Genomic DNA, 19,311 nt, shown 5'->3' on the forward strand with positions numbered 1-19,311 from the left:
CAGAAGTCCGCACTAACTTTGTACCTAGTGAGGGCGGTCACTTCAAGGGCACGGACGGGTGCACCGGTACAGAGTCGGTAAGCGGTAGATCAACACGCCTCGTGGTCGAATGGCCCATAGCTAGCGGGCATGCGGCTGTCGCCGCTACCTCCGACCGGGCTATCGGCATCCCCCACATGGATGGCTACTTACGCCTCCGCCGCCGCATGCCGTACCAGGTGGCTCCAGCGGCCGCCGCAACGCCAAGACTCGCCGCGGTGATGGCCACCGCGGTCCCGGACGGCATCTGGATCCTCGAGCGCAGCGAAACGGGCTTGGAGAACGTCAACATGGGCCAACCGCGCTCGGTCGCGAGCTTCTTCAACGCGCGGTCCGGGTTGACGGTCGCCGGATGCCCCACCACTTCGAGCATGGGCACGTCGGTGATCGAATCGCTGTAGGCGTAGCAGGCGGGCAGGTCGTAGTTGCGTTCCGCGGCCAGCTGTTTCATCGCCACGGCTTTGTTCTCGCCGTAGCAGTAGAACTCGATCTCCCCGGTGTAGCGGCCGTCCTCGGCCACCATCTGGGTGCCCACGCTGTCGGTGGCTCCGATCATGCGGGCGATCGGGCGCACGATCTCCTCACCTGAGGCGGAAACCACGACCACGTCGTGACCCTGGTTCTTGTGGTCGACGATGAGTTCGGCGGCTTCGGCGTAGATCAACGGATCCACGATGTCGTGCAGCGTCTCCTCGACGATGGACCGGACCTGCTCGATGTCCCAGCCTTCGCACAACGCGGTCAGGTGCGCCCGCATCCGGTCCACCTGGTCGGCGTCGGCGCCGGACTGCATGAAGACGAACTGGGCGTACGCGCTCTTGAGCACGGCGCGGCGGTTGATCAGGCCGCCCTGGAAGAACGGACGGCTGAAGGCCAGCGTGCTCGACTTGGCGATGACCGTCTTGTCCAGGTCGAAGAACGCGGCGACCCGCTTCGTCGCTTCGGTCATAAGCCCAGCATATGCCCCGTCTGGCCGACCCCTGCATGGTCGGTGTGCATAAGACACACCAATAAAAACCTGTATCCATGACCACGAGCGCGCGGGAAGGGGATACAGTAAGAGCGTCCGGTCTTCGACACCGGGCCGGTTCAGTCCGACCCCCCGGGACTGAACCTATTGACGACCCCCGTCCCTCCCCCCTGGCGGGGGTCGTCCCATATCCACACCCGTTGCACAGCCGGAGAATCCGGCCACCGATCCGTGCGCGGGTAAATTCTACGTCAGCGTAGAAATCTATCGCGCACCGGGACACGATGTCTCGACACCGTGTCGATTCCTGGTGCGTCCACTGTGGACCTGCGACGCCCGGGGTGGTCGCGCGGTCCCCTCAGGGTCCGAGTCGGCTGGGGCTCGGCGGCATGTGGACTCTCCCGGAACAGTTCAGCTCGTCGTGCGGTGGAATTCGGTCACGTCCTCGTCTTTTGCCACACTTCTCATCGCTTGGCAAAGCCGGCTGAGGGTCATTGCGGACACAACTCCGTGCGGCGCGCCAGCGGATCCGCCACCATCCGTTGCGCGGAATCACCCCGGTCGCGCCGAATCGCGGATCCACCACAAATCCGAGCCAGTCTCTTCGGCAATTCTGTGGCGCCCTTTTCGCTGCTCGGCAATTCCCGTCAACCTCGGCGCGTTGTTCCGTAAAACCTCACACCACCAGCGCGAACCCGGCTCAGTGTCAAGATCATCAGCCACTGGCGTGCCTGCGTATACCACACCCGATCAACAAAAAGCTCCCGCGAAGCCCCATTTCCGGCGACTTATCCACACCCGCCCCACTTGTCCACAGCCCCAACCCGCACCCATTGCGCCGAAAACCACCAAGCGGGAGCGTGGAACTCATCGCCGCACAAGCCTGTCAGCCGAATCCCGGGGGTAATCCGATGACTGAGAACCGTCCTCTAGTCCTGGTCAACAACGAGGCCGTACTCGAGGAGTTGCTGCGTCTCGCCGCCGCGGCCGGGTGCGATCTGCGGCGCGTGCCCGACGCGCTGGCGGCCAGACCACTGTGGTCAAACGCTCCACTCGTGCTCGTCGATCCCGCTGGCGCGCGCGAGATCCAAGCCGAGCGGCTGCCGAAGCGCAGCCGTGTCGTCATCGTTTCCCCTGACGCGTCGACGATCGACAGCCTGCAGGCGGCGATCGAACTCGGTGCCGAACGGGTCGTCGAGCTGCCTGCGGCAGAGCCTTGGCTGGCCGATGCGATCGCCGACGCCGCGGAAGGTCCAGGTGGACCGCCCGGCCGGGTGATGGCGGTGGTAGGTGGCCGAGGCGGTGCGGGCGCGTCCGTCTTCGCCGCGGCCGTTGCCAGAGCCGCAGCTCGGGCAGGGCATCGCGCGATGCTGGTCGACTGCGATCCGCTGGCGGGTGGACTCGATCTGGTACTCGGCGCCGAAAGTGAGAAAGGTTTGCGTTGGCCGGAGATGAACGTCAAAGGCAGAGTCGCGGCGTCGTCGTTGAGAGCCGCGCTGCCCGGCCGGGAAGGCTTGAAAGTGGTCTCTGGCGCGAGAAAGGGATTCGCACCGGAGCCGGACGCGGTCACCGCTGTCATCGAAGCGGGCAGACGCGGCGGAGACATTGTCGTCTGCGATCTGCCGCGTGAGTTGTCGGCGACGGCCGGAGCCGCACTGGATCTCGCGGATCTCACAGTAATAGTGGTGCCCGCGGAGCTTCGTGCGTGTGCGTCGGCGTCATTGGTCGCCGACCGGTTGAAAGCCCGAGGTGTGGTCGCGCAGGTGCTTGTCCGCGGCCCGGCGCCGGGCGGGTTGACGGCGGACGAAGTGGCCGAGGCCGTTGGCCTCCCGTTGATGTCGTGGATGCCGCACCAGCGTGGGCTGGCCGAGGCGTTGGAGAAAGGCGAGTTCACCGGCAGGCGCGGGCCGTTGCTCGACGCGGCCCGGCGAGCGCTGGAAACCCTTGGCGTGGAACAGAGAGTGGCATCGTGAAGGCAGACTTCGTCGAACGCGTGCGCCGCCGTGTCGTCAACGCGGGCACGGGCATCACCTTCGCCGGCGTCGCTGCGGCGATCCGAGACGAGTCCGGTGGTGTGGCAGGGGACAAGGATGTGTTGGACGCCTTGCGTCTGCTCGGCCAGGAACTCGAAGGCGCCGGGCCGCTGGATCCGTTGTTGCGAGATCCCGACACGACCGATGTTCTGGTCACCGGCCCGGGTGAGGTCTGGGTGGAAGGCAGGACCGGCCTGCGCAGGACCGACGTCAGATTCCCGGATGAGCCGTCGGTCCGGCGGCTCGCGCAACGCCTCGCAGCGGCAGCTGGGCGCAGATTGGACGACGCACAGCCGTTTGTGGATGCGTGGTTGCCGGGCGGCATTCGGATGCACGCCGTCCTGCCGCCCATCGTGCCGGCCGGGACGTGTCTGTCTTTGCGGGTTCTCCGGCCCGCAGTGCACAACGTGGACACACTCTGTCGACTTGGGACGGTCGATGGGCAAGGCGCCGAGTTGTTGAGAGCCGTTGTGTCGGCCCGGCTTGCCTTCGTCGTAGTGGGCGGCACAGGTTCAGGTAAGACAACTTTGCTTGGCGCGATGCTCGGCGCGGTCCCGCCCGGTGAACGGATCGTCTGTGTCGAAGACGCTGCCGAGCTGGCCCCGACGCACCCGCAGTTCGTCCGGCTGGTGGCGAGACCGCCCAACATCGAGGGCACGGGAGGCGTGGGCGTACGCGAGCTCGTCAGGCAGGCGTTGCGGATGCGGCCGGATCGTCTGGTCGTCGGTGAGGTTCGTGGTGCGGAAGTCGTCGAACTGCTGACGGCGTTGAACACAGGGCACGAAGGCAGCGCCGGAACGCTGCATGCCAACTCACCGGCCGAGGTACCGGCCAGATTCGAAGCACTGGCAGCGCTTGGCGGTCTGCCCCGGTCCGCTTTGCACAGCCAACTGGCCGCCGCCGTGCGGACAGTCCTGTTCATGCGCCGCGACGGCGACGCCCGGCGGCTCGCCGAAGTCGGTGTGCTGCAACGAAATGGCGACTACGTGAAAGTCAGCCCGGCGTGGCGTCCAGGCGAACGGCTACCAGCGAGGGCCGTCTTGACCGAATTGCTCACCGAAAGAGGAGTGATGCCGCCGTGGACGCCATGACCGCGTTGATCGTGGCAGCCGCGCTGCTCATCTGGCCGGCAGCCACAGCATCGAAACGACTCACCGCGCTGAAAAGCCCGCCCACGCGTGTCTTTCGTCTGCCGAGACCGAGCACGGCTCTGGTGGCAGTCGTTGGTGGACTGGCTGGTTGGGCACTGCTGGGGCCCGGCGGCGCGATCGCCTGCGCGGTCGGCGCGGCGGTCGGCTGGCGGTACTGGCAAGCCAGGCAACGGCTCCGGCAACGAGTGACTGCGGTCGAAGAACTCGTCGAAACCCTGCGGTCTCTGGTGAGCGAGCTCAAAGCGGGTGCGCATCCCGTTACCGCTGCCGAGTCAGTGGCAGCCGACGCGCCGCCAAGCGGAGCCGAGGCGATGCGGGCCATCGCGGCGGCGGCCCGAATGGGCGGCGATGTCCAGCAGGCGGTCCATGAACCGCTCTTTGCCGACGTCGCCCATGCCTGGGCGTTGGCGCAACGCCATGGCCTGCCGCTCGCCGACGTGCTGGCGGCTGTGGTGCGCGACCTCGATCAGCGGGTCCGGTTCGCCAAGCAGACACACGCGCGAATGGCAGGCCCGAGAACCAGTGCGGTCGTACTGGCGTGCTTGCCGCTGGCCGGCATCGGCTTGGGACAACTCGTTGGTGCGCAGCCTTTGCGAATGCTGTCCGGCACCATCGCCGGCCAGTTGTTGCTCGTCGCCGGTGTCGTCTTGATTTGTGCGGGCGTCCTGTGGAGCGGGCGGCTCACTCGTCAGGTGGTGCTGCCATGACGATCGACTCGTGGGCGCTTGTGGCGCTGGCGGCGGCGTTGCTCGTGGCGCCGGGTGCCGGGGTGACCAGGCTGAGGCTGGCCGCTCTGTCGAGACGTTCCAGACGGAAACTGCTCGGGAGCCACCTGATTCCCGCGACGGCCGCAGCCATATCGGTGGTGCTTGCAACCGTGTTGGGCGCTTGGATGATCGCCTTGCCTGTCGCTGTGGCCGCGTGGTTCGGCGCAAGGCGGCTGCTCAGACCGCCGCAGCCCCAGGCAGATCCGCTTCGGCTGGCGACGAGCTGGGATCTGCTGGCCGCCTGCCTGCGGGCTGGCCTGCCGGTGCCTGCCGCGGTGGGAGTGATCGCCGACCGGGTGCCCGGTGACGGCGGCAAGGCACTGCGGACAACTGCTGGGTTGCTCGCTTTGGGCGCCGACGCCACCGATGCCTGGAGACCGGCGCTCAACGTTCCCGCCACCGCGCCGTTGGCGCGGAGTGCACGTCGAACGGCCAGGTCAGGGACCGAGCTGGCGACAGTTGCCGCAGCATTGGCCACCGATGTCCGAGTTTCGGCGCACGACATCGCCGAGGCGCGTGCTCAGCGAGCCGGCGTGCTCATCGCAGGCCCGCTCGGGCTGTGTTTCTTGCCCGCCTTCGTGTGCCTTGGCATCGTGCCCGTCATCGCCGGGCTGGCCGGGCACCTGGGACTGGGCGGATGACTGGGCTGGAGAAGACCCGAATCGGCTATCCGAAAGGACCGAACGATGCCGAGCACCAACCGGTTGCACCTGTTCTCCGACGACGACGAAGGTGCGGTCACGGTCGAGTACGCGATGCTCTACCTCGTCGTCGGAGCGGCCGCCACCTTCTTGGTCATGCTCATCACCAGCGACTGGTTCCGGGCACTGATCACCGACTTGATCAAGGGGGCGATTCAGGTGCCGTGACTGTCGAGGCCGCCATCGTGCTCGGTGTGCTGATGACTGTCGTCTCCCTCATCGCGGCGGGGTTCATGGCCATGGGTGCGCATTTGAGATGTGTCGACGCGGCCAGGGAGGCGGCGCGCCTCGTCGCTCGTGGCGATGACGACAGAGCACCGGAGGCGGTGGACAAGATCGCGCCGAGCGGGGCGAACCTGCACGTGGTCACCGAAGGAGACCAGATCACCGTCGAAGTCTCGTACGCGCCCGTCGGCCTGCTGCCGGACTTGGCCATCACAGGCGCGGCGTACGCGGTGGCCGAACCGGAGGCCGCGGAGTGAGCCGATGCCATCGAACTCGGACCGACGACGGTGCGGCGACGGTCTGGGCGGCGTTCGTGGTGGCGGCGCTGGTGATGATCTTCGGGCTGATGCTCGTGATCGGCACTGCCGCCTCGGCCCGCCACCGGGCGAACAGCGCCGCTGATCTCTCCGCGCTGGCCGCCGCGGCCTACGGGCCGTGGGGCGAGCAGGTGGCCTGTGCCCAGGCGAGATGGGTGGTCGATCAGATGCAGATGCGGCTGGGCGAATGCCGGATGAACGGTTGGGTGGCACGTGTCGAGGTGATCACCACGGTGATCGGTCTTGGCGAGATCACCGCTCGTGCCACGGCCGGACCGGTGGCCGAGATGAGTCCGGGTGAAGAAAACGCGGGACCGATCGCGGGCAACGGTCGCCCAAGAGCGGTGAGCGGCATCACGGACGGGTCCGGGCGTGTCGGCGAGCGGTACCGCCGACCGGTTGACGTTCGGTTGGAACGTCAGGCCGCTTTCACTCGGCGTTCATTACCGACCAGTTGCCGACAGGCAGTTACTACAGACGGCGGTCGTGCCGTTTAGTCAGATGCAGGGCACGGACGGTGCCCGCCGGTTTAGGAGGCAAGTACCCAAGATGTTGGAGACAGACTGGTCGGATAGTTGGCGCGGGGCCTTCCGCATCGAACTTCGTGCGGAGGCGGTCGGCCTCGCGTGGCGTGGGTGGCCAGTGCTGCCCGGCACCTATCCGGCGGGCTCGCAGTGGGCGGGCCGCGAGGGCACTGAGAACGTCGGACCGGTTCCCGTGCACCGGGACTGGCAGGAGCGCATCGGCACCAAGCCGGAGCAGGTCGCCGCATGGTGGACCGGGCGCCCCTACAGCCTGCTGGTGGCAACGGGTGTGGTGCTCGACGCGATCGAGGTTGACGACTCGCTCGGCCGCAAGGCGGCCGGTGTGCTGCGCACCTACGGGATGCCGGTGCCGATCGTCGCGACCCCGACCGGCCGGTGGATGTTCCTGACCAAGACCGGGCGTTCGCTGCGCCGCGAGCTGGCCGCTGACGAGCAGGTCACCTTGCACGGCGCCGGAAGCTACGTGCCGCTGCCCCCGAGCCCCTTCGAGCACGGTGTCGTGCACTGGCGCGTCAAGCCCGAGGTGTGCGGCTGGCGGCTGCCCGAGTCGGCCGTGGTCCAGGAAGCCCTCGCGGACGCACTGGCGACCCCGAGCAGGCTGAGCTCGATGTCCGAGCTCGTCGCAGCCGACTGAGCCAGCCCGAACTGACAACTCACAAGTGCCAAGGCCAAGTACAGCCCGAGTCCCGAGCCCGACCGGCCCAGGTACAGCGACAACTCAACAGTGCCGAGGTCAGGCTCAGCCGGCCCAGGTACACACCGACAACTCAATAGCGCCATACAGGTTTGCCTCGTTCTCAGTCGATTCGCCGGTTTTCCCGCAACCGCAGCGACGATGAGGACCTGGCGGCCTGCCGAGCACCAGCACTTGGCGTGCGGCCTCCCGTTCCGCGACTGCCTCCGGTGAACGCGGCCCCACCAGCCGCGATCGGCGATCCTGCCCCCGGGATGAAATCTCCGGCGGTCGACGCCTTCGCCTCCCGGCGTCGACGCGCTGACGGCAGTCGCGTCGAACGGTCGCAGGCCCCACGCCACTGGCTCGGCGGCAAAGGCAATACGCAGAGGATGTCGTACGGAACCGGCATCCCCTGCGTATTGCCGTATCCGGACTCGTCAAGGGCTGTTCGCGGGGACCTCGTAGATGATCTCCAGCCCGTCTTCTTCGTCCCACTGGTCTCCCACCGCGACGAAGCCGTACTGGGACGCCAATTGATAGGAGGCGACGTTGTCCGGGCTGATGCTCACTCGGACAGTCCGGACCTGCGGCTCATCGGCGGCCCGACGCAACAGAGCTTCCAAAGCCGCACGGGCGTAACCCTGCCGTCGGTATGCCGGGTCGACGGCGTAACCGATCTCGACCATCCCTGACGCGTCGGGCGGCCCGTGATATCCGGCCCGCCCCACGGCCAAGTGCCGTTGTTCGTCCCAAATGACACCGGTGACCCAGTCCGCCACCGCGGGGTCTTCTTGTATCTGGGCGTGGCGCATCTGCCACACGCCTCGCCATTCAGGACCTGCGAAGTAGTCGGTCAACTCGACGGGGCTGAGCGCGTTGGCCGCTTCCAGGTCACCCCTGGCCAACGCCTCGAACGTGGCACCTGGCAGATGCACGATCCGCACCGCTTCGGCGTTCATCTAGGCCTTGTCGAGTTCGATCGTCGTGCGCCGAGCGGCCAATTGCCTCGCCTCCTCGGGAAGTGCCTCCGCGACAAGCAACCTCGGCAGAAGGTCTGGTTCACGCGTCAACGCGCGGAACGCGACGTTGACAGTGACGTCGTGGTCAGGCCAATGGACGACTTCGACCGGATCCCCTGCCTGCACGAACCCCGGGGTGATCACGCGGAGGTAGGCGCCGGGAACCGCCTTGGCGACATAGGTTTTGACCCAGCCGCGGACTTCGAGCCAGGTGGCGAAGGTCCGGCACGGCACCCGGGCCGTCGACACCTCCAGCACCAATTCCGGGCCGACCTGCCACCGCTCGCCGATCACGGCCTCGGTGATGGTGAGACCAGTGGTCGTGAGGTTCTCGCCGAACGCTCCGGACGCCAGCGGCCGTCCCAGTTCGGCCTCCCAGGCGTCAAGGTCCTCGCGCGCGTAGGCATACACCGCTTGGTCGGCGCCGCCGTGGTGGCGCAGGTCGATGATCTTGTCGCCGACGAGTCCGCTGCCACCGATGCCTGACGGGCCAGGCGCGCGTACCTCGACAGGGCCGGTGACCGGCCGCTTGTCGATGCCGGTCATGCCGACTCCCGGCAGGTGAACTGCCGCTCCCAGGTTCACGGACAACACAGACGCCACGACCCGACACTAGCCACCGGTCAAGCTCGTGCCGAACTGGTTTTCAGGTGATCGCCTTCAACACGATGTCCAGCACGGACACCGCCCCCGCTTTGTCCAACGGTTCGTTTCCGTTCCCGCACTTGGGCGATTGCACGCACGACGGACAACCGGACTGGCACTCGCAGGACATGATCGCGGTCCGGGTCGCGGTGAGCCAGTCGGCCAGTGAATGGAAGCCACGGTCGGCGAAGCCCGCCCCGCCTGGATGTCCGTCGTGTACGAAGACGGTCGCCTCGCCGGTGTCGGGGTGCATCGCGGTGGAGACACCGCCGATGTCCCATCGGTCGCAGGTTGCCAGCAGCGGGAGCAGGCCGATTGCCGCGTGCTCGGCTGCGTGCAGTGCCCCGGCGGTGCGGGCGCGTTCGATTCCGGCTTCGCGCAACAGGTCTTCGGAGATCGTGTACCAGACCGCGCGGGTCTCCAGGGTCCGTTCGGGCAGGTCCAGTGCCACCTGGTCGAGCACTTGGCCGGACGGCAGGCGCCGCAGGTAGCCGACGACCTGCGAGGTCACCGCGACGTCACCGAGGCACAGGGTCACGCCGTCGAAGTCCTGTTTGGTCAGGGTTTTCAGCACTGAGATGTCCACGACATCCCGTGGTTGGGTGGTCCACTCCGGGTCCTCGGGGTGCACGAGCGCCACACCGGACTCCAGATCGAGTTCGTCCACCACATAGGACGTGCCCTGGTGCAGGTACACCGCTCCGGGATGCACCGTCGCACAGGCCGATCCGGGGTCGACGGTGCCGAGCATCCGCCCGGTGTCGGCCTCGACCACCATCACCTGCTCGCCACCCGAGCCGCGGATGTCCACGTTCGCGTGTGGCCTGTCCCGCGACGTCCAGTACCACCCCGCCGGACGTTTGCGCAGCACTCGATCCGCGACCAGCTCCTGCAGGACCTCGCGGGCGGCGTCGCCACCGAATGCCGGGAGGTCCTTCTCGGTCACCGGCAACTCCGCCGCGGCACAAGCGAGGTGCGGCGCCAGGACGTACGGATTGAGCGGGTCGAGGACCGTTGCCTCGATCGGCCGGTGCAGCATCGCCGCCGGGTTGTGCACTAAATAGGTGTCGAGTGGGTCGTCGCGGGCCACGAACACCACCAACGACCCGTCGCCTGCTCGGCCCGCGCGCCCGGCTTGTTGCCAGAACGAGGCCAAAGTGCCTGGATATCCGGCTACCACCACCGCGTCCAAGCCGGCGATGTCCACGCCGAGCTCCAGTGCGTTGGTGCTGGCCACGCCGAGCAGTTCGCCGGAGGCCAGCGACTTCTCCAGTGCACGGCGTTCCTCCGGCAGGAACCCGGCACGGTACGCCGCCACCCGCCCGGCCAACGTACTGTCCACTTGGGACAGTGCGTGCCGGGCGGAGAGCGCGGTCAGTTCGGCTCCGCGGCGCGAGCGCACGAACGCGAGCGTGCGTGCGCCTTCCACCACCAAGTCGGTGAGGATCCGCGCAGTCTCGGCACCTGCCGAGCGGCGGACGGGCGCGCCGTTCTCGCCCGTGAGCTCATCCATCAACGGCGGTTCCCACAACGCGACGGTCCGTGCACCGCGCGGCGAGCCGTCTTCGGTGACCGCGACGCATTCGACACCGGACAGTCGAGTCGCTGAGATCGCTGGCTCGGACACCGTTGCGGATGCCGCAATGAATATTGGGTCCGAACCGTAATGCTTGGCTACTCGGCGCAACCTGCGAAGAAGCAGAGCGACGTGCGAACCGAACACACCGCGGTACGCGTGCGCCTCGTCCACAACTATGTATCGCAACCGCCGGAAGAACTGGGCCCAGCGCGCGTGCGACGGCAGGATCCCGCGATGCATCATGTCCGGGTTGGTGAACACCCAGCGTGCGTGTGCCCGCACCCAGTCCCGTTCCTGCATCGGCGTGTCACCGTCGAAACTCGCCGCGCGGATGTCCGGCAAGTCCAGCTCACGCAGTGCGCGCAACTGGTCGGCGCCAAGGGCTTTCGTCGGCGAGAGGTAGAGCGCGGTGGACTTGCGGTCGGTCGCGAACGACGACAAAACGGGAAGCTGGTATGCCAAGGACTTTCCGGACGCCGTGCCGGTCGAGAGCACCACGTGCCGGGAGTTCCAGATGTGCTCGGCGGCCTCGATCTGGTGTGCCCACGGCCTTTCCAGTCCACGCGCCCGGAACGCCTCGACCACCTCGGCAGGCGCCCAACCAGGCCATTCAGTGAACTGCGGGAGTCGTTCGGGCAGATCTTCCGCGTGGGTCAACGGGTTCTCGTCAGCCGGTACACCGGCAAGCACACGGGAAAGCAACTGCCGCCCGCGCTCCGTTCGCACGTCACCCACCCTTCCGACTTAAGCACACACGTCCGACAGTATTCGTTCGCCCTGGTCGTTCCGTAGCGCCGAAGACGGCTCCGACTTGCCGATCTACCGCCCCTACCAGTGGCCTTGATCGATAACGAGATCGATCAAACGAAGATAACGGAACGTGCACGGCCGGGGACGCCTCACAACCACGGTTTCCCTTACACATAGACTCCGCCGACGTCCCACCACTTGTGGTGGTGAGCACGTCCCGTCGGGGTAGTACAGCGGACGGGAGAAATCGGCAGATGTCACAGGAGGACATGGATGTCCGGGCAGTACCACCTTGCGGAGGCTGCGCTCTCCGGTGGTGACCGCAGCGTTGTCGCTGTAGTCGCCGTGGTCGCCCTCGCTGCTCTTGCCGTCGGTTATGTGCTGCTCAGGGAGGTGCTGGCCGCGGGCCAGGGCACCGCGAAGATGCAGGACATCGCCAAGGCGGTTCAAGAGGGCGCGGCGGCCTACCTCAAACGACAGCGCAACACCCTGACGATCTTCGGCGTCTTGGTGTTCCTGCTGCTGTTCGCTCTACCGGCGGACACCGTCAACGAACGGATCGGCCGATCGATCTTCTTCCTGGCCGGCGCGGTGTTCTCATTCGCCATCGGTTATCTCGGCATGTGGCTGTCCACGCAGGCGAACCTCCGGGTCGCCGCGGCCGCCAACGACGAGGCCGGGCGCGAGAAGGCGATGCGGATCGCGTTCCGTACCGGCGGTGTTGTCGGCATGGCCACCGTCGGCCTCGGTCTGTTCGGTGCCGCACTGGTCGTGCTCGTGTACGCCGGTGAGGCCCCGAAGGTGCTGGAGGGCTTCGGTTTCGGTGCCGCGCTGATCGCGATGTTCATGCGTGTCGGTGGCGGTATCTTCACCAAGGCCGCCGACGTCGGCGCCGACCTGGTCGGCAAGGTCGAGCAGGGCATTCCCGAGGACGACCCCCGCAACGCGGCGACCATCGCCGACAACGTGGGTGACAACGTCGGTGACTGCGCCGGTATGGCCGCGGACCTCTTCGAGTCCTACGCCGTCACCTTGGTTGCCGCACTGATCCTGGGTAGTGCCGCGTTCGGCACGCAGGGCCTGCTGTTCCCGTTGATCGTCCCGGCCATCGGTGTGATCACGGCCGTCATCGGTGTGTTCATCACCAAGGCGCGTCCCGGCGAGAACGGTCTGAGTGCGATCAACCGGTCCTTCTACATCTCCGCGTTGATCTCGCTGGTGCTGTGCACCGTCGCCGCGTTCGCGTTCCTGCCGACCTCGTTCGCGGGTCTGGAGGGCGCGAAGAACGCCGCGCTGGCCGGCAACCCGGGTCTGATCGCCGCGGTCGCCGTGATCATCGGCATCGTGCTGGCGGGCATCATCCTGTGGCTGACCGGCTACTACACCGGCACCGAGCACAAGCCGGTCAAGCACGTCGGTGAGACGTCGGAAACCGGTGCGGCGACGGTGATCCTGTCCGGTATCTCGGTCGGTTTCGAGTCCGCGGTGTACACCGCGATCGTGATCGGCGGCGCGGTCTACGGCGCCTTCCTGCTCTCCGGTGACGTCACTGTCGCGCTGTTCGCGATCGCTCTGGCCGGTTGTGGTCTGCTGACCACCGTCGGCGTCATCGTCGCGATGGACACCTTCGGCCCAGTGAGCGACAACGCGCAGGGCATCGCGGAGATGTCCGGCGACGTGCACGGCGAAGGCGCGCAGATCCTGACCGAGCTGGACGCGGTCGGCAACACCACCAAGGCGATCACCAAGGGCATCGCGATCGCGACCGCCGTGCTCGCCGCGACCGCGCTGTTCGGTTCGTACAGCGAGGCGATTCGCGACGCGGCCAACGCGTCGGTGGACTTCGCGGCGAACATCGTCAGCCCGAACACCCTTGTCGGTGTGCTGATCGGTGCCGCGGTCGTGTTCATGTTCTCCGGTCTGGCTATCAACGCCGTGTCCCGTGCGGCGGGGGCGGTTGTGTACGAGGTGCGGCGCCAGTTCCACGACAACCCCGGAATCATGGACGGCACTGTCCGTCCGGAGTACGGGCGTGTTGTGGACATCTGCACCAAGGACTCATTGCGTGAGCTGGTGACGCCGGGTCTGCTGGCCGTGTTCGCACCGATCGCTGTGGGCTTCGGTCTCGGCGTCGAATCGCTCGCCGGTTACCTCGGCGGCGCGATCGCGACTGGCACGCTGATGGCCGTGTTCCTCGCCAACTCCGGTGGTGCATGGGACAACGCCAAGAAGCTCGTCGAGGACGGCAATCACGGTGGCAAGGGCTCTCCTGCCCACGAAGCCACCGTCATCGGTGACACCGTCGGTGACCCGTTCAAGGACACCGCGGGCCCGGCAATCAACCCGTTGATCAAGGTGATGAACCTGGTGTCGGTGCTGATCGCGCCCGCCATCGTCACGTTCTACATCGACGGCGACACCGCGCTGCGGATCGTCATCGCGCTGGTCGCGGTGGCCATCATCGCCGCGGCGGTCGTGGTGTCCAAGCGTCGCGGCAGCGCGATCGCGGACAGCCCAGCCGAACAGGTCAACAACGCCTGATCAGCTGAACTCGAGTGCAGGGCCACCCCTCCTTCGGCGGGGTGGCCCTCACTTTGCCCAAACCCGGACGCGGGTACCGTCGCGCTAGCCACGTCATCGAGGCCAGGAGAGTTCATGAGTCGTCGCCTCACGATCGCTGTGTTCGCGGCCACGCTGGCCCTAGCCGGGTGCTCGAGCAACGACGGCGAGAATCCGCAGGACACCGCGGGCAAAGGCGCCGCGGCCGGGCAGCAGCCCGGGCAGCCGCCGCAGAACGGTGGCGGAGGTGGTGGCGAGCAGACACCGCCGCCCCCACCGCCGGAGCCCAGCAACGGCGACCCGGTCAAGTGGATGGACAACCTCTGCATCCCGATCAGCGATTTCACCAGGTCGCTCGGCGGGCGGATGGGTGACCTCGCCAATGCCACCGACCAGGCGCAGATGCAGGCCAAGCTCGGCCAGTTCATCGACAGCATCGCCGGTGGGCTCGGCGGCACAGTCGCCCGGCTCAACCAGTTGGAGCCCGCGCCGGTCAAGGGCGGTGACGAGGTCAAGAACAAGATCATCAGCTCGTACACCCTGTCGCAGAACGCGTTGCGGGAGGCCGCGGCGAAGATTCGCGCGGGCGACCAGGACGCGATGGGCCAGGTGATGCAGAGCCTGGGTGACGAGACCGCGAAGATGGTCGACCCGTTCAAGGACAACGACCCCGCCGAAGTGCGGGACGCGATGGCGAAGGCACCACGATGCAAGGACCTGCTGACCAGTTGACCGTGCGCCGTGCCGTCATCGCGCTGTTGCTGCTGGTCGGTGTGAGCGCGTGCCAGGTGCCCGCGAGCTCGTCGAACCGGCAGGTGCCGACGACGACACCGCCGGCCGCGCTGGCCGCGGTGGAGTGGGCCGACAGGCTCTGCGGCGTGATCCTGGACTACGACAGCGCCACCGTGAAGCTCGAAGTGGACTCGACCAGCACGGAGGCGGCGGTGACGTCGTTGAAGCGCTCCCTGGAGGCGATGACGGCCCAGGTCGACAACACTCTTACGAAGCTGAGGGAGGTCGGCCAGGCACCGGTCCCCGGCGGCGACGAGGCCACACAGAGCTTGATCACGCTCCTGGAGGGCCGCAAGGCGGTCCTGGAGAGGTCGCAGGCCGACCTCAGGCCCGACCTCGCCAGCGACCGTACGGCGGCCACTGCGGTGCTTCAGAAGATCGGCAGGGACCTGCAGAACCTCAAGCCGCCAGTGAACCCGCTCGAAGGCATGGGCTCACGGTTCCCGGAGCTGCAGGCCGCCGCCCGCAGCTCGGACAGCTGTACGGAGATCACCAGGGTGCGGGCGAGCAGGTCGGCACTGCCACCGGCACCGTCCTACCCTGACGAATTTCCGACAACTCCATCGACCCCGCCTGGGTCGGGCATTCCATCCCCGCCGTCTGTGACCACTGAGCCGACATACCCGACCTTCTGACGTCTCGCGGGGTTGGAACATATGTTCTACTCTGTGACACGTGGGGCAGATGTCGTTCTTCTCCGCCGAGGCGACGCAGCCAGGTTTGGCCGACCTGGCTGGACTTTTGTGCGCGTCCGGCCAGGTCGTGCACTTCGCCCGCCGGGCGGCGCGGCTCTCGGTGGTGGTCGACGAACTGTGGCGCCGTGACGCGTTGGCGCAGGCCTTCGCCGAGCGCGGCATCGATCCTGAGGTGGGCGTGTCCGAGGAGGAGCACCCGCTGGTCAGGACCGCTTTCCGGACTGATCTGATCGGCATGGCCGACGCGTGGACCCGTGGCGCGGTCAAGTCCGTGCCGGTCGGTCTCGCGTTGGACGGCGCGGCCCTGCGGTTATGGGCGCTCGCGGCCGGTCGTTGGGTCGACAACGGCTACATGCTCGGCCTCGACCCGAGGGCGCCGGAGACGCACGAGCCGCTGGTCCAGGCCCTGACCAGGATTGGGCTGCCCGCCGGATTGCTCGGGGTCCGCGGTGGCGGTCCCGGACTTCGGCTGACTGGTCGACGCCGGATCGGCCGCTTGGTCGAACTGGTGGGCAGGCTGCCCTCGGTCGCCGCCGAGCCGTACTGGCCGGTCTGAGATTCATCCAAATGGGTGAAATTCCCTCGCGCGCGTAAGGTCGCTATCGGTGATGCACGCGGACAGGTCGGCGTGCTAGTAGTGGATTGCCCGTAGACCGAGCCGTATCGGGTTTCACGTGCGACGAGACGCACTTGAAGTAACGAGCCGGACGCTCTCGGCGAGTTAGAGAGGGTCGTCGGCGGTAACCCAGGCGAAACGCCGTCGGCAGGTGTGCCCCGGGCCACCTCCGCTACGGCAACCGGCACCGGGCAGTGCACACTGACGGGCTGATGCTCGAAGTCGGGCATCTCGACATGGCGGGACAGAGGGCAGGAAAGCGTGGCAGCAACTCGGACGAAGAAGAGCGACAGTTCGGCCAACGGTGCCGAACCGCGCCGGCTGGTGATCGTCGAGTCGCCGGCGAAGGCGCGCAAGATCGCCTCCTACCTCGGCCGTAACTTCGTGGTCGAGTCGTCCAAGGGGCACATCCGTGACCTGCCGCGGAAGGCTGCCGAGGTACCGGCGAAGTACAAGGGCGAGTCGTGGGCCAGCCTCGGCGTGAACGTCGACAGCGGCTTCGAGCCGATCTACATCGTCACGCCGGACAAGAAGTCGACCGTCACCGAGCTCAAAGAGGCCTTGAAGGACGTCGACGAGGTCTACCTCGCGACAGACGGTGACCGCGAGGGCGAGGCCATCGCGTGGCACCTGCTGGAGACGCTCAAGCCCAAGGTGCCGGTCCGCCGGATGGTCTTCTACGAGATCACCGAGCCGGCCATCCGTGAGGCCGCCGCCAACCCGCGTGACCTCGACCAGCACCTGGTCGACGCCCAGGAGACCCGTCGCATCCTCGACCGGCTCTACGGCTACGAGGTCAGCCCGGTGCTGTGGAAGAAGGTCATGCCGAGGCTCTCGGCAGGCCGCGTGCAGTCCGTGGCGACCCGGATCGTGGTGCAGCGTGAACGCGAGCGGATGGCGTTCGTCTCCGCGTCGTACTGGGACATCGCGGCGACCATGGACGCGGGCGAGAAGGCCGACCCGCGCAACTTCGGGGCCCGGCTCATCGCCGTGGACGGCTCCCGGCTGGCCACTGGCCGTGACTTCGGCCCGGACGGCAAGCTGAAGAACGCCGGCGACGTGCGTCTGCTCGACGAGACCGAGGCGCGTCGCCTGGCCGAGGCCCTCAACGGCGCCGACATGCGTGTCGCGAGCGTCGAGGAGAAGCCGTACACCCGTAAGCCCTACGCGCCGTTCATGACTTCGACGCTGCAGCAGGAGGCCAGCCGCAAGCTGCGCTTCTCCGCCGACACGACCATGCGTGTCGCCCAGCGTCTGTACGAAAACGGCTACATCACCTATATGCGTACCGACTCCACGACGCTGTCCGAGACAGCGATCGCGGCGGCCCGTGCGCAGGCCGAGAGCCTGTACGGCAAGCAGTTCGTCCACCCGACGCCCCGCCAGTACACGCGCAAGGTGAAGAACGCGCAGGAGGCGCACGAGGCCATCCGCCCGGCCGGCGAGGTGTTCCGCACGCCCGGCCAGGTCGCCAACGAGCTGCAGTCCGACGAGTTCCGGCTCTACGAGCTGATCTGGCAGCGCACGATCGCCTCGCAGATGGCGGACGTCCGCGGCACCACGATGACCGTGCGGATCGTCGGCACGGCCGCGTCCGGCGAGGAGTGCACGTTCTCCGCGTCCGGCCGCACCATCACCTTCGCGGGCTTCCTCAAGGCGTATGTCGAGACCGTCGACTCCGAGCAGGGCGGCGAGGCCGACGACGCCGAGCGCAGGCTGCCGCAGCTGGTCAAAGACCAGCCGGTGACCGCGACCGAGCTGACCGCGGACGGGCACTCGACCAACCCGCCGCCCCGCTACACCGAGGCCAGCCTGATCAAGGCCCTGGAAGAGCTGGGCATCGGCCGCCCGTCGACGTACTCGCCGACCATCAGCACCATCCAGGCACGCGGTTACGTGTGGAAGAAGGGCGCCGCCCTGGTTCCGTCGTGGATCGCATTCGCCGTGGTCGGCCTGATGGAGCAGCACTTCGGCAGGCTCGTGGACTACGACTTCACCGCGACTCTGGAAGACGAGCTCGACGGCATCGCCGCGGGCCGCCAGGAGCGCAACGACTGGCTGTCCGGCTTCTACTTCGGCGGCGCGGTCGGCCCCGAGGGCTCGGTCGGTCGTTCAGGCGGGCTGAAGAAGCTGGTCGGTACGGGTGTCGACGAGATCGACCCTCGACTGGTCAACTCGATCCCGATGTTCGAGGACGCCGAAGGCCGCCAGGTCGTCGTGCGCGTCGGCCGGTTCGGGCCCTACCTGGAGCGCGAGGTCGACGGTGAGTCGCAGCGCGCCAACCTGCCCGAGGACCTGCCGCCGGACGAGCTCACGCTGGAGATCGCCGAGCAGCTGTTCGCGACCCCGCAGGAAGGCCGTTCGCTGGGCACCGACCCAGTGTCCGGGCACGAGATTGTCGCCAAGGACGGCCGTTTCGGGCCGTACGTGACCGAGATCCTGCCGGAGGAGAACGGCAACAAGAAGGTCAAGCCGCGGACCGGCTCGTTGTTCAAGTCCATGTCCCTGACGGACGTGACCTTGGAGGACGCGCTGAAGCTGCTGTCGCTGCCGCGTGTGGTCGGCAAGGACCCGCAGTCCGGCGAGGAGATCACCGCCCAGAACGGCCGCTACGGCCCGTACCTGAAGAAGGGCACCGACTCCCGCTCGCTGGCCACCGAGGACCAGATCTTCACAGTCACGTTGGACGAGGCGCTGAAGATCTACTCCGAGCCGAAGAAGCGTGGCCGTGCGGCCGCAGCCTCGGCGCCGCCGCTGAAGGAGCTCGGCAACGACCCGGTCTCCGGCAAGCCGATGGTCGTCAAGGACGGCCGTTTCGGCCCGTACGTGACCGACGGCGAGTTCAACGCGTCGCTGCGCAAGTCCGACAGCGTGGAGGCGTTGACCGACGAGCGTGCGGCTGAGCTGTTGGCGGAGAAGCGCGCGAAGGGCCCGGCGCCGAAGAAGGCGCCCGCTCGTCGCAAGACCACCGCGACCAAGACGACGAAGTCGGCCGCGACGAAGACCGCGGCCAAGCCGCGTGCGACTTCTTCGCGCGCCAAGTCAAAGTCCTGAGTGGACGCCCGGAGGCGGCCGAACCGCCTCCGGGCACTACCCGAGTTGTCCACAAGCACCCTGTGGATCATGAAACTCTTGTGGTCTCAGCAGCTCAAAGGCCAAAAATCCTGTGGATAACTGCCCCTCCTGGCCCCGCCTTGTCGGCCCGCGCCGATAGGCTGGCAACCGGGGGCCG

Annotated in this window: 17 protein-coding genes; 13 read left to right on the forward strand and 4 right to left on the reverse strand. The window is 67.3% G+C overall.

The genetic code is table 11. The annotated features are described in order from the left end of the window. Positions 1-184: 184 nt before the first annotated feature. Positions 185-988: an HAD-IB family hydrolase gene (locus B9C43_RS18145; RefSeq protein WP_033389965.1), complete on the reverse strand. Its 804-nt coding sequence runs from the start codon at positions 986-988 to the stop codon at positions 185-187. A gap of 932 nt (positions 989-1,920) precedes the next feature. Between B9C43_RS18145 and ssd the strand changes: the two genes are divergently transcribed. The 8 genes from ssd to B9C43_RS18185 are packed head-to-tail and all read left to right on the forward strand — an operon-like array spanning position 1,921 to position 7,382. Next, positions 1,921-2,982: a septum site-determining protein Ssd gene (ssd, locus tag B9C43_RS18150; RefSeq protein ID WP_084427733.1), complete on the forward strand. Its 1,062-nt coding sequence runs from the start codon at positions 1,921-1,923 to the stop codon at positions 2,980-2,982. Further along, entirely contained in the window at positions 2,979-4,133 is a 1,155-nt protein-coding gene (locus B9C43_RS18155; RefSeq protein ID WP_084427735.1) for a TadA family conjugal transfer-associated ATPase, read from the forward strand. The genes ssd and B9C43_RS18155 overlap by 4 nt, the downstream gene beginning before the upstream one ends. Further along, positions 4,130-4,900, forward strand: a complete 771-nt coding sequence (locus tag B9C43_RS18160; RefSeq protein ID WP_235038711.1) for a type II secretion system F family protein — start codon at positions 4,130-4,132, stop codon at positions 4,898-4,900. Before B9C43_RS18155 ends, B9C43_RS18160 begins: the two co-directional genes overlap by 4 nt. Further along, entirely contained in the window at positions 4,897-5,601 is a 705-nt protein-coding gene (locus B9C43_RS18165; RefSeq protein WP_235038668.1) for a type II secretion system F family protein, read from the forward strand. Before B9C43_RS18160 ends, B9C43_RS18165 begins: the two co-directional genes overlap by 4 nt. 45 nt (positions 5,602-5,646) lie before the next feature. Beyond that, positions 5,647-5,829 (forward strand): DUF4244 domain-containing protein, encoded by a 183-nt coding sequence (locus B9C43_RS18170; RefSeq protein WP_033389970.1) that lies wholly within the window; start codon positions 5,647-5,649, stop codon positions 5,827-5,829. After that, positions 5,826-6,143, forward strand: coding sequence for a TadE family type IV pilus minor pilin (locus tag B9C43_RS18175; protein ID WP_200825566.1), 318 nt, complete (start codon positions 5,826-5,828; stop codon positions 6,141-6,143). The genes B9C43_RS18170 and B9C43_RS18175 overlap by 4 nt, the downstream gene beginning before the upstream one ends. Then, entirely contained in the window at positions 6,140-6,700 is a 561-nt protein-coding gene (locus B9C43_RS18180; RefSeq protein WP_051897040.1) for an Rv3654c family TadE-like protein, read from the forward strand. The genes B9C43_RS18175 and B9C43_RS18180 overlap by 4 nt, the downstream gene beginning before the upstream one ends. A 52-nt stretch (positions 6,701-6,752) precedes the next feature. Then, positions 6,753-7,382, forward strand: coding sequence for a bifunctional DNA primase/polymerase (locus tag B9C43_RS18185; RefSeq protein WP_084427739.1), 630 nt, complete (start codon positions 6,753-6,755; stop codon positions 7,380-7,382). A 479-nt stretch (positions 7,383-7,861) separates the two neighbouring features. Here the strand turns inward: B9C43_RS18185 and B9C43_RS18190 are convergent, their stop codons facing one another. From B9C43_RS18190 to B9C43_RS18200, 3 genes are read right to left on the reverse strand one after another with little or no spacing between them, the layout of a single operon-like run. After that, positions 7,862-8,383, reverse strand: coding sequence for a GNAT family N-acetyltransferase (locus B9C43_RS18190; RefSeq protein ID WP_084427741.1), 522 nt, complete (start codon positions 8,381-8,383; stop codon positions 7,862-7,864). Beyond that, on the reverse strand, positions 8,384-9,046 hold the full coding sequence (locus B9C43_RS18195) for an MOSC domain-containing protein (protein WP_235038669.1): 663 nt from the start codon (positions 9,044-9,046) through the stop codon (positions 8,384-8,386). Between the two features lie 43 nt (positions 9,047-9,089). After that, a complete protein-coding gene (locus tag B9C43_RS18200) occupies positions 9,090-11,402 on the reverse strand; it encodes a DEAD/DEAH box helicase (protein ID WP_235038670.1) in 2,313 nt (770 codons plus the stop codon). A gap of 288 nt (positions 11,403-11,690) precedes the next feature. Between B9C43_RS18200 and B9C43_RS18205 the strand changes: the two genes are divergently transcribed. The 5 genes from B9C43_RS18205 to topA all read left to right on the forward strand — a co-directional run bounded on the left by B9C43_RS18205 (position 11,691) and on the right by topA (position 19,133). Continuing rightward, positions 11,691-13,958, forward strand: coding sequence for a sodium-translocating pyrophosphatase (locus B9C43_RS18205; RefSeq protein ID WP_084427743.1), 2,268 nt, complete (start codon positions 11,691-11,693; stop codon positions 13,956-13,958). A 114-nt stretch (positions 13,959-14,072) separates the two neighbouring features. Then, positions 14,073-14,708, forward strand: a complete 636-nt coding sequence (locus B9C43_RS18210; RefSeq protein ID WP_084427745.1) for a hypothetical protein — start codon at positions 14,073-14,075, stop codon at positions 14,706-14,708. Beyond that, a complete protein-coding gene (locus B9C43_RS18215) occupies positions 14,684-15,403 on the forward strand; it encodes a hypothetical protein (RefSeq protein WP_143446384.1) in 720 nt (239 codons plus the stop codon). Before B9C43_RS18210 ends, B9C43_RS18215 begins: the two co-directional genes overlap by 25 nt. Positions 15,404-15,452: 49 nt before the next feature. Beyond that, on the forward strand, positions 15,453-16,019 hold the full coding sequence (locus B9C43_RS18220) for a hypothetical protein (protein WP_327222592.1): 567 nt from the start codon (positions 15,453-15,455) through the stop codon (positions 16,017-16,019). A 321-nt stretch (positions 16,020-16,340) separates the two neighbouring features. After that, on the forward strand, positions 16,341-19,133 hold the full coding sequence (topA, locus tag B9C43_RS18225) for a type I DNA topoisomerase (RefSeq protein ID WP_084427751.1): 2,793 nt from the start codon (positions 16,341-16,343) through the stop codon (positions 19,131-19,133). The last annotated feature ends 178 nt before the right edge of the window (positions 19,134-19,311 follow it).

The sequence above is a fragment of the Kibdelosporangium aridum genome (assembly GCF_900176515.1).
Lineage (GTDB): Bacteria > Actinomycetota > Actinomycetes > Mycobacteriales > Pseudonocardiaceae > Kibdelosporangium > Kibdelosporangium aridum.

Coding starts and splice junctions, on each gene's coding strand:
- B9C43_RS18145 (WP_033389965.1), bottom strand. CDS start 988: ATGACCGAAGCGACGAAGCGGGTCGCCGCGTTCTTCGACCTGGACAAG.
- ssd (WP_084427733.1), top strand. CDS start 1,921: ATGACTGAGAACCGTCCTCTAGTCCTGGTCAACAACGAGGCCGTACTC.
- B9C43_RS18160 (WP_235038711.1), top strand. CDS start 4,130: ATGACCGCGTTGATCGTGGCAGCCGCGCTGCTCATCTGGCCGGCAGCC.
- B9C43_RS18165 (WP_235038668.1), top strand. CDS start 4,897: ATGACGATCGACTCGTGGGCGCTTGTGGCGCTGGCGGCGGCGTTGCTC.
- B9C43_RS18170 (WP_033389970.1), top strand. CDS start 5,647: ATGCCGAGCACCAACCGGTTGCACCTGTTCTCCGACGACGACGAAGGT.
- B9C43_RS18185 (WP_084427739.1), top strand. CDS start 6,753: ATGTTGGAGACAGACTGGTCGGATAGTTGGCGCGGGGCCTTCCGCATC.
- B9C43_RS18190 (WP_084427741.1), bottom strand. CDS start 8,383: ATGAACGCCGAAGCGGTGCGGATCGTGCATCTGCCAGGTGCCACGTTC.
- B9C43_RS18205 (WP_084427743.1), top strand. CDS start 11,691: ATGTCCGGGCAGTACCACCTTGCGGAGGCTGCGCTCTCCGGTGGTGAC.
- B9C43_RS18210 (WP_084427745.1), top strand. CDS start 14,073: ATGAGTCGTCGCCTCACGATCGCTGTGTTCGCGGCCACGCTGGCCCTA.
- B9C43_RS18215 (WP_143446384.1), top strand. CDS start 14,684: ATGCAAGGACCTGCTGACCAGTTGACCGTGCGCCGTGCCGTCATCGCG.
- B9C43_RS18220 (WP_327222592.1), top strand. CDS start 15,453: ATGTCGTTCTTCTCCGCCGAGGCGACGCAGCCAGGTTTGGCCGACCTG.